8 protein-coding genes and 1 pseudogene are annotated in these 8,352 nt (G+C 65.5%); 4 read left to right on the forward strand and 5 right to left on the reverse strand.

Going from position 1 to position 8,352, the window contains the following annotated elements; all coding sequences use genetic code 11:
* Positions 1–362 precede the first annotated feature (362 nt).
* Both SY1_RS09785 and SY1_RS09790 read left to right on the forward strand, forming a co-directional pair.
* Positions 363–665 (forward strand): HU family DNA-binding protein, encoded by a 303-nt coding sequence (locus tag SY1_RS09785; RefSeq protein ID WP_015556930.1) that lies wholly within the window; start codon positions 363–365, stop codon positions 663–665.
* Between the two features lie 126 nt (positions 666–791).
* Positions 792–1,697 (forward strand): DUF2156 domain-containing protein, encoded by a 906-nt coding sequence (locus SY1_RS09790; protein ID WP_015556931.1) that lies wholly within the window; start codon positions 792–794, stop codon positions 1,695–1,697.
* Here the strand turns inward: SY1_RS09790 and SY1_RS09795 are convergent.
* Positions 1,694–1,918: a putative Se/S carrier protein gene (locus SY1_RS09795; protein ID WP_208873639.1), complete on the reverse strand. Its 225-nt coding sequence runs from the start codon at positions 1,916–1,918 to the stop codon at positions 1,694–1,696. The two genes, SY1_RS09790 and SY1_RS09795, sit on opposite strands and share 4 nt — an antisense overlap.
* A 170-nt stretch (positions 1,919–2,088) precedes the next feature.
* Here SY1_RS09795 and SY1_RS09800 point away from each other — a divergent pair, with 170 nt between their 5' ends.
* Positions 2,089–3,942: a TerB N-terminal domain-containing protein gene (locus SY1_RS09800; RefSeq protein ID WP_208873640.1), complete on the forward strand. Its 1,854-nt coding sequence runs from the start codon at positions 2,089–2,091 to the stop codon at positions 3,940–3,942.
* A gap of 150 nt (positions 3,943–4,092) precedes the next feature.
* On the opposite strand, the gene SY1_RS09805 is transcribed toward SY1_RS09800, so the two are convergent.
* Positions 4,093–4,362: a hypothetical protein gene (locus tag SY1_RS09805; RefSeq protein ID WP_208873642.1), complete on the reverse strand. Its 270-nt coding sequence runs from the start codon at positions 4,360–4,362 to the stop codon at positions 4,093–4,095.
* A 67-nt stretch (positions 4,363–4,429) separates the two neighbouring features.
* Here SY1_RS09805 and SY1_RS09810 point away from each other — a divergent pair, with 67 nt between their 5' ends.
* Positions 4,430–5,665, forward strand: coding sequence for a four-carbon acid sugar kinase family protein (locus SY1_RS09810; protein WP_208873644.1), 1,236 nt, complete (start codon positions 4,430–4,432; stop codon positions 5,663–5,665).
* A 16-nt stretch (positions 5,666–5,681) separates the two neighbouring features.
* Here SY1_RS09810 and SY1_RS09815 read toward each other — a convergent pair whose 3' ends face one another.
* The 3 genes and pseudogenes from SY1_RS09815 to SY1_RS09825 form a co-directional block, all read right to left on the reverse strand.
* Positions 5,682–6,212, reverse strand: a complete 531-nt coding sequence (locus SY1_RS09815; RefSeq protein ID WP_015556932.1) for a DciA family protein — start codon at positions 6,210–6,212, stop codon at positions 5,682–5,684.
* Positions 6,209–8,101 carry a tRNA uridine-5-carboxymethylaminomethyl(34) synthesis enzyme MnmG gene (mnmG, locus tag SY1_RS09820; RefSeq protein WP_208873647.1) on the reverse strand — a complete coding sequence of 631 codons (1,893 nt, stop codon included), beginning with the start codon at positions 8,099–8,101 and terminating at the stop codon, positions 6,209–6,211. The genes SY1_RS09815 and mnmG overlap by 4 nt, the downstream gene beginning before the upstream one ends.
* A 34-nt stretch (positions 8,102–8,135) precedes the next feature.
* A pseudogene (locus SY1_RS09825) lies at positions 8,136–8,352 on the reverse strand (hypothetical protein); the annotation flags it as partial.

Genomic DNA, 8,352 nt, shown 5'->3' on the forward strand with positions numbered 1-8,352 from the left:
CCCACAGGCAACCCTTTAGAACCCCTATAGTGAAGGGACTGTAGTCAAGCCTCATACCATCCAGAAAATAACGACAACTTCACCTTAAAAAAATTATTATTCATTAATACTATAACAATAAATATATTATTTTAGATCCATTTAAGCGTACAAAGAGATTAACCTTTACTGCCCTTTTATCAATACCTCTTGAACTAAAGCGGCTGAGAGGGGAGGAGGACGACAAAACTAAGTATTTATACTTAAATCAATTTTAAAACCCCTAAAGTCTTGCGACATGGTCCTTTAAATTCAAAAAAGGCCTTGCATATTTCGTAAAGGCTGATAAAATGCAGGAAAATCTTTGTTTGGAGGCGTAAGCAATGACCAAAGCGGAACTTATTGATGCGATTGCGGAGAAGCTTCTTCTGAAGAAGAAGGACGTCGTCCCCGTCGTGGAGGAAGTGTTTGCTTCCATCGAAGGCGCTCTTTCCAGAGGTGAGAAGTGCACCTTCGTGGGGTTTGGCGTCTTCGAGGTGAAGGAGCGCGCGGCGCGCGAGGGCCGCAACCCTCAGGATCCCACCAAGGTCGTCAAGATCCCCGCCAAGAAGGTGCCCGTCTTCCGCCCCGGCAAGGATCTCAAGGAGAAAGTTCTTGCAATCAAGGGCAAGAAAAAGGCGAAGTAGTCCCTGCAACCTGCAGCACGAGAAAAAGGCGGCCGTCCGAGCCGCTTTTTTCTTGCTCTTCTCGGACGCTCAACCGCCCGCACAGTCAGGGCACGTCGTGCCCGCCGTAAGGAAGGTAGAGAAACAATGCTCCAATTCAAGCCCATCGCCTGGGAGGACAAGGAGAGCTACACCTCCTGTTTTGAACGATGCCCCGTCCACTACGCGGAGTATTCATTTTTCGGCCTGTGGGGGTGGCTGGAAAGCGTCCCCATCGACCTGGCCTTCGATGGAACCCTCTACTGGCTGCGCTCCAGAGGGCCGAAGCCGGGGATCTGCGGGCCCGTCGGGGACTGGACCCGGTTCGACTGGCACCGCACCCTGGAGCACTTCGCCTTGGAGGAAGCCCTCTTCGACGTTCCGGAGGGGGTCGTGCAGCTCATCCCGGAGGACCTCGAGGAAGTTCTGGAGGTGGAGGAGGACCGGGACCAGTGGGAATACGTCTACTCCGTGCCGGAGCTCATCGAGCTCAAGGGCAAGAAGTACGCCCACAAGCGCAACCGCGTCCGGGCCTTTTCATCGAGTTACGAGTGGGAATACGTCCCCATGCTCCCGGAGGACTTTCCTGCCGTCATGGAGTTTCAGGAGCGGTGGCGCGCGCATCGCGACAGCACCATGACGGAGGACGAGACGGTTTCACTCTACGACGAGGACCTGGCCATCCGCGCCGCCCTGGAGCGCTGGGACGACTTTCCCTTCCTGGGAGGCATCCTGAAGGTGGAGGATGAGATCGTCGCCTACACCATCGCGGAGGAGCTGGACAGCCGGACCCTCGACATCCGCTTCGAGAAGGCCTTCGGCGAGTACGCCGGGAGCTACCAGGCCATCAACCAGCTCTTCCTCAAAAACCAGGGCGCCGGGTACGACTGGGTCAACCGGGAGGAGGACATGGGCGAGGAGGGGCTCCGCGCCTCCAAGCTGTCCTACGGCCCGACGGACATGCTGAAGAAGTACGGCGTGCACCTCAAGGGACGCCCGGCCGAAACCCGCTAGAGCTTCTCCAGGTCGTGAACGGCGGCCACGTCGATCCTGTGGTCCGCAGCAAGCGACTCCACCGTCTCCAACGCCTCGCAGGGAAACTCGCAGGCCAGCCCGCAGCTGGAGGACAGCTTGCGCGGCACCGGGGCGATGCGGGCCGAGATCCCCGCGCCGCGGCAGGTCCGCTCGAACATCAGCGCCATGCTGGTCGTCTTGAAGGTTGCGATGCAGCTCAATCCTAAACCACTCCTTTATCAAGTGTCCTTGCTGCCACGACCCTCATTATAAAACGAAAAGGACCCGTCCGCTCCGACGAAGTTCCGAAAAGACGCGGCCTCTTTGGGCGCGGCGGGTATAATAAAGGATACGTCTATCGTGACGAAGCGACGAAGGGGAGGGAGCGAAGTTGTTCTACCTGGTGCTGGGGATCTTTGTGGCCGTTGCGTTCGGCGCGCTGCTCAAGAAGCAGCAGGCGCGCCAGCACCCGCAGCCCCAACAGGAGGCAGTCCCACAGGAGCCGCTCCAGGCCGCGCCCCCCGAAGCGCTCGAGGAGGATCGGCTCGAGATCGGTCCGCCCGACGTCAAGGCCCCTGAAGCTCCGGCGGAGGAGGCTGCGCCCCAACCCAAGGCTCCGGAGCCGCAGGAGAAATCCGGCATCGCCGTCCTCCAGGAGGAGGTCGTCCCCTGTGACACGGTCCTGGCCGCAAAGCCCATCAGCTCCCCCAACGCGGTGGGGAGCGCCACCTATTCGGCCGCCGCGCCCGCGACCCTCGGCGAGGACTCCCCCTACGCCTATGGCTCCTCGGCCGAACCTCCGAAGAAGGCGAAGCCCTCCGCCGCCCTCCTGCGCTGGTGCGGCCGTACGGGCTCGCTGCAGGTGGGGGACCTCGTCATCCTCGGGCCGGTGACCTACTGGTCCGACGGCCCCAGCTCCGTCAAGGACCCCTGCTGCATCGACGTCGTCCTGCCGGTGGAGTACCCGCAGGAGGGCGCTCCCCTCCCCGCCGACGGCGCCGTCTCCTACGCCGAGATGACGCCCCTTCAGCGGGGCGTCTACCTGACGTGGCTCGCGGGCGGACGCATTCAGCCCCCCCTCCACCTCTGCTACCCCTCCCTGTGGCTGTACGGCCTGGAGCGGCGCGTCATCGCGGACCGGCTGGACATGGGCCTGTGCCTTGCGGAGGCCTTTCGCCTGCTGCCCCTGATCCGCTGGGACGCCGTTCTGACGAACCTCATCCACTTCATCACGTGGCTGGCCGTCAAGATCTGGCTGTCGGAGGACGAGCTCCTGAGCTTCTGCAAGAAGCTCCTCGTCGTGCCCGACGAGCTCTTGACCCTGCTCCTGGGGGCCTACGCCAACTCGAAGCTCCCCCTGCCCTCCGCAGTGGCCTTCACCCTGATGCGCACGTCGGAGAGGCTTCAGATCGCCGCCCTGGGCGAAAGGCCGCCGAAGGTCGCCCACTCCGACGAGCTCCTTCAAAAGTTCACGCCGCTCTACAAGGAAGCCACGAACGGCGGGTTGATCCTCCAAAAGCCCAGGACCACCTTCACCTTCGCCTACGTCCCCACGAACCCTTCCCTGGACGCGAAGAAGGAGGCCGCAAGCGGCGTGGTGGAGCTGCCCAATTTCTTCGAGGACCTCGGCGTCTTCGACCCCCTCGTCGCCGTGTGGCGGGACTTCGTCGCCGACCTGACACCCCGCCAGCCAAAGACCGCGGCGGAGAGCCTGGAGGGACGGCCCGACTTCGAGGGCTTCGTCGAGGCCCTGAGGCAGGACCGCGGCGACGGTCCCCTGACCTCCACCCTGGGCGCGCTGGGTGCGCTGATGGGCCTCGACCTTTCGACGGAGAAGGTTCACGGGGGGGACCGAAAGAGCATGGTGGAGACGGCCCAGGTGGAGGGCTACCAGATCCTGCCCAACCTGGGGCTGTCCGGCTGGGACTACCGATGGGAGGATCCGATCCTCCTCCTGCCCCTGGAGCTTGGGGCCAGGCCCTCGCAGGATTACCTCGCGGCCTCCTTCCTGCTGGACCTCCTCTGTGCCCTGATGGAGGTCCGGAGCCGGAAGCTCTTCGAGCCGCTGCGGCAGCGCCTGAACCACTACTTCTCCCTCTCCACGGAGGACAACGTCCGACTGGAGGCCCAGGGGCTCCTGGACGTCCCCGCCCCCGCCCCGCCGAGCACTACGGAGAGCTCATCCGATTCTGGCTTCAGGGAGAGGAGCTGGCCAACCTGCGCAACTTCCTGTTCGACTTCCTGAGCTTCCTTCCCCAAACCCAGGCGGAGGAGCAGGCCCTGCGGGAGAGGGTGTGCGGCGTCCTGAACGTCTCCCCCGCCGCCCCGCCACCCTACGAGGAGCGCGCGCCGCTGGAGCGGGGCGAGGCCCTCCTCAAGACCCTGTCGCCGCTCTTCAGAAACTCATAAGGAAACACTGATTAAGTTGTTGAGAACTGTCAACCGTATGGGCTCCCTTCAGTGTCTGAAACTTCATCAGGCCGCGCGAAGCGCGTGGGGATTGGGACTGACGGCCCGTGAGCGTTAGCGAACGGCAGCCGGAAGGCTCCCCGAAGTGGGGGGCGTAGCCCCATTTTAAAAATTTAGGGAAGCGCTGAAGGATATCCTTTGTTCGATGCTCCTTGATTGCTTTCAACAACTTTTGAAGATTAATCAGCGCTTCCATAATTATCTTTACGGCATCGAACCCGCCGCCCTGCGGGCGGCTGCCGAGCCATTCAGGAGGGATCCTTGTGTTCGACTATGTGATCATTGCAGACGACTACACCGGCGCCGTAGAGATCGCGGCGAAGTTCATGAACGGCGGGTACAACGCCGCGGTGACGCTGGACCCCGGCTCCATGGGCGCCCTGCGCAAGTACTCCGCCGTGGCCCTGGACATGGAAACGTTCTTCCTGTCCCCGGAACGCGCCGCCCAGAGAGTTGAGAACGTAGCCCGCGACCTTTTGCCCTGGAAGGAGAGCGCGGCCTTCTTCAAGCGCATCGAGCCGGGCCTTCGGGGCAACGTGGGCCCTGAGCTCCGCGCCGCTGCCGCCACGCTGAAGTTCGACTGCATCGTCGTGGCCTCCGCCTTCTCCAGGAGCCGCAAGGCCGTGGAGGAGGGGACCCTGCACCTGGACCGGCAGGAGCCCATGTCCCCCCAGACGGCCACCACCGCCCACCCGGCGAGCTCCGCCGCCGTGGCGAAACTCCTCCGGGAGTCCGGGATGGACCCCAGGGAGGTCTCGCGGGAGGATATCCGCACCCAGAGGACGGCGGAGGTCGTGGCCCAGGACGGCTGCTATTGCTTCGACGCCGAGAACGACGAGGACCTGCGCCTCATCGTCAGCGGCGTCCTGAAGGCCCGCTCCGTCAAGGACGTCCTGTGGGTCGGGTCCGTCGGCCTGGCCAACGCCCTGGCCACCGCTCCGAAGTCCTTCGTCTTCGTCGTGGGGACGGCCCACCCCAGAAGCCTTCGCCAGGCGCGCCAGCTGGTCGATCAGGGGTACGTCAAGACCATCCCCGTCAGCATCGCGGGCCTGAACGGCGACCGGGCGGAGGCGGTGCTCCCCCTCACCGCGGAGCTGGCGGACCCGCTTTTGCGCTGCGGGCAGTCCATCCTGCTGGTGGCGAAGGACGAGGAGGGACGCTTCATCCGCGGTCGCTACCCCAACGAGGACGTGGAGGGATTCTTGGACCTGATGGCGAACACCACCCGCGAGATCATGGGCCACGCGAGGATCGGCGGACTCTGCGTGGCGGGAGGGGACTGCGCCGCCCGCATCGCCCAGCGAGCCCGCGCCGAGAACGTGGCCCTGGAGCGGGAGATCCAGGAGGGGATCACCCTCACGACGCTGGTGGGCGGCCCCTTCGACGGCCTCCCCCTCATCACCAAGAGCGGCTCCCTGGGCGGCGAGAGCGCCCTGGTCCACTGCATGGAGTTCTTCATTCACCGCAGCGAGGGCCGCAGCGGGCTCCCCTGGATGTAACGATTGCCCGAACGCCTCAGGAGCGGGGGAAGCGCCGGGTGAAGAAGGCCCTGAGGTGAGCCAGGGCCTGCGCGGCCTCCGGCGTCAGGGACGGAGGGCACTGGCTGCGGAAGCGCCGGACCTCCGCCTCCGGGGGCTCGATGACCGGAGCGCGCCTTCCGGGCCTCTGGCCCGATACGGCGGGCCTTGAGGGTGGCGCTCCCAGCGTGACCCTCACCTCGTGGACGTCCAGGTCCCAGCGCTCCTTGAGGGCGCGCCGGACGTTTCCCTTCATCTGGTTCAGCTGTTGCGCCACGTGGGGCGTCTTTGCCGCCACGAAGAGCACCCCCGCCACCAAATCGCAGGGCGCGGAGTTCCGCGCCCTCGCGGCCCCCACCACCAGGGGCCAAGAGCGCACCATCTCCCTCAGCCGCTCGGCGCGGACGTTCTGCGGGACGATCCGCCCCAACAAATCCTTCACGGACACCATGCGGTCCAGCCTGGACCGCCCCGCCGTCACCCGCTCCTCCGGCGCAGTCGTCCCGCTCCCGGCGACTGCGGCCTTCATCCTCCGGCCCTCCGACCCCGCTGCCGCAGGACCACCGAGAGCAGCTGTACGTCCGCTGGGGTAACGCCCGACAGGCGAAGGGCCTGGCCCAAAGACTGGGGCCGCCAGCGAGAGAGCTTCTGACGGCCCTCGGCGCTCAGCCCCGTCACCACGCTGTAATCCAGGTCCTGAGGGATCGGGACGCCGTCCATGGCAGCCGTGCGCTGGGCCGCTCGGGCCTCCTTTTCAAGGTAGCCGGCATAGCGCAGAGCCGTTTCGACGCAGTGCGCCTCCTCCTCGTCGAGGGGACGCTCGGGGGGCGACAGCCGCGAGGCCAAATCGTAGGTCACCCCCGGACGCCGCAGGAGGTCCGCCCCGGACAGGGGCTCTGACGGGGGTTCCACCCCCGCCTCGCCAAAGAGCGCTGCCCACTCCTCCGAAGGGGTCAGGCGCGTCGTCTTCAGCCGTTCCGCCTCGCCGTCTTCCCGCGCCCACCGCCTTGTGAGCGCATCCCACCGCACGTCATCGATCAGACCCACCTGCCGTCCGAAACGGCTCAGGCGGCGCCCCGCATTGTCCCACCGCATCAGGAGCCGGTACTCACAGCGGCTGGTCAACATCCTGTAGGGCTCCTCCGTGCTCTTCGTCGTGAGGTCGTCCACCAGCACGCCGAGGTAGCCGTCGGACCGCCCCAGGACCAGCGGCGCCTCTCCCTTCACCTGAAGGGCGGCGTTGACGCCCGCCAGAACCCCCTGAGCCGCCGCCTCCTCGTAGCCCGAAGTGCCGTTCACCTGCCCCGCGGTGAAGAGGCCCGAAACCTCCCGATTCTCCATCGAAGGTGACATTTGATCAGGGCTTAGATACGCATATTCGATGGCGTATCCGGGCCGCAGTATCTTTGCGTCGGCGCAGCCGGGCAGGGAGTGGACCAGCTCCACCTGCACGTCGTAGGGCAGGCTGGTGGAGAAGTTCTGGACGTAGACCTCTCCCGTATCGAGGGAGACGGGCTCAAAGACGATGGGGTGCGTCCTGCGGTCCGGAAAGCGCAGAAATTTGTCCTCGATCGAAGGACAGTACCGGGGCCCATTGGACCTCAGCCCTCCGGCGACGAGGGGGGAACGCCCGATGTTCGCCCTCAGGACCTCGTAGGTCCGCTCCGTGGTCCGGGAGAGCCAGCAGGCGTAGTCCGACCGATGGAGGCGCTTTTCTCCCCACAGGTCGAAGCAGAGGGGTTCTTCGGCCGACCTCTGGGGGACGGCGGCGCCGAGGTCGATCGTGGCCAGGTTCAGGCGCGGCGTGGTGTCCGTCCTCATGCGTCCCGTCTTGAGCCCCAGGGACGCGAGCGACTTCAGCAGGCCCTCCGCAGGCATCTGGCCCATGGGGCCGGAGGGAAAGGAGCGCTCCCCCACGAAGACGCGCCCTCCCAGGTAGACGCCGCCGCAGAGGACCACCGTCCGCGCGCCGTATCGCGCGCCGTATCGCGTCAGGACGCCCGCCGTGCGCCTCCCCTTCCCGTCCGTCCGGGTCAGAAGCTCCACGGCCTCGTCCTGAACCACGTCCAGATTGGGCTGGGACAGGAGCTGCCTGCGGTAGTACAGACCGTAGAGCGCCGGGTCGCACTGGGCCCTCAGGGCCCGGACGGCCGGGCCCTTGGAGGTGTTCAGCCAGCGGACCATTAGCGTCGAGGCGTCCGCAGCCCTGGCCTGCTCCCCGCCCAGGGCGCTGACCTCCCGCGTCAGATGCCCCTTTGCCGGACCTCCGATCGAGGGGTTGCAGGGCATCATCGCCGTGTTGTCGAGGTTCAGGTTCAGCATCAGCGTGCGGCAGCCCATGCGAGCGGCGGCCAGCGCTGCCTCGCAGCCGGCGTGTCCTCCGCCGACGACCGCCACGTCGTATCGTTCCTGAAACAAGGGATCGACCTCCAGGGAAAACCCGTCTCGCCGCCTAACGAAACAGGGCGCAGACGTTCTTGTCCAGATCGGGAAAGGGGTCCTCCACGCCGGTGAGGAAGACCTGCCAGCCGGTCCCGGCCAGGGCGGTTCCCGCCGCCGCCCGCCCCTCCGCGTCCAGCTCCGCCGCCAGGTCGTCGAAGAGCAGCACCGGCCTGCGGCCGATCCTGGCCTCCACGAGCCGCCCGGCGGCCAGGATCAGGGCGAGGACC

Source organism: Fretibacterium fastidiosum (assembly GCF_000210715.1).
Lineage (GTDB): Bacteria > Synergistota > Synergistia > Synergistales > Aminobacteriaceae > Fretibacterium > Fretibacterium fastidiosum.

What these genes read in the sequence shown, in the direction of transcription:
- SY1_RS09785 (WP_015556930.1), top strand. Translation starts at nt 363, where the DNA reads ATGACCAAAGCGGAACTTATTGATGCGATTGCGGAGAAGCTTCTTCTG.
- SY1_RS09790 (WP_015556931.1), top strand. Translation starts at nt 792, where the DNA reads ATGCTCCAATTCAAGCCCATCGCCTGGGAGGACAAGGAGAGCTACACC.
- SY1_RS09805 (WP_208873642.1), bottom strand. Translation starts at nt 4,362, where the DNA reads ATGGAAGCGCTGATTAATCTTCAAAAGTTGTTGAAAGCAATCAAGGAG.
- SY1_RS09815 (WP_015556932.1), bottom strand. Translation starts at nt 6,212, where the DNA reads ATGAAGGCCGCAGTCGCCGGGAGCGGGACGACTGCGCCGGAGGAGCGG.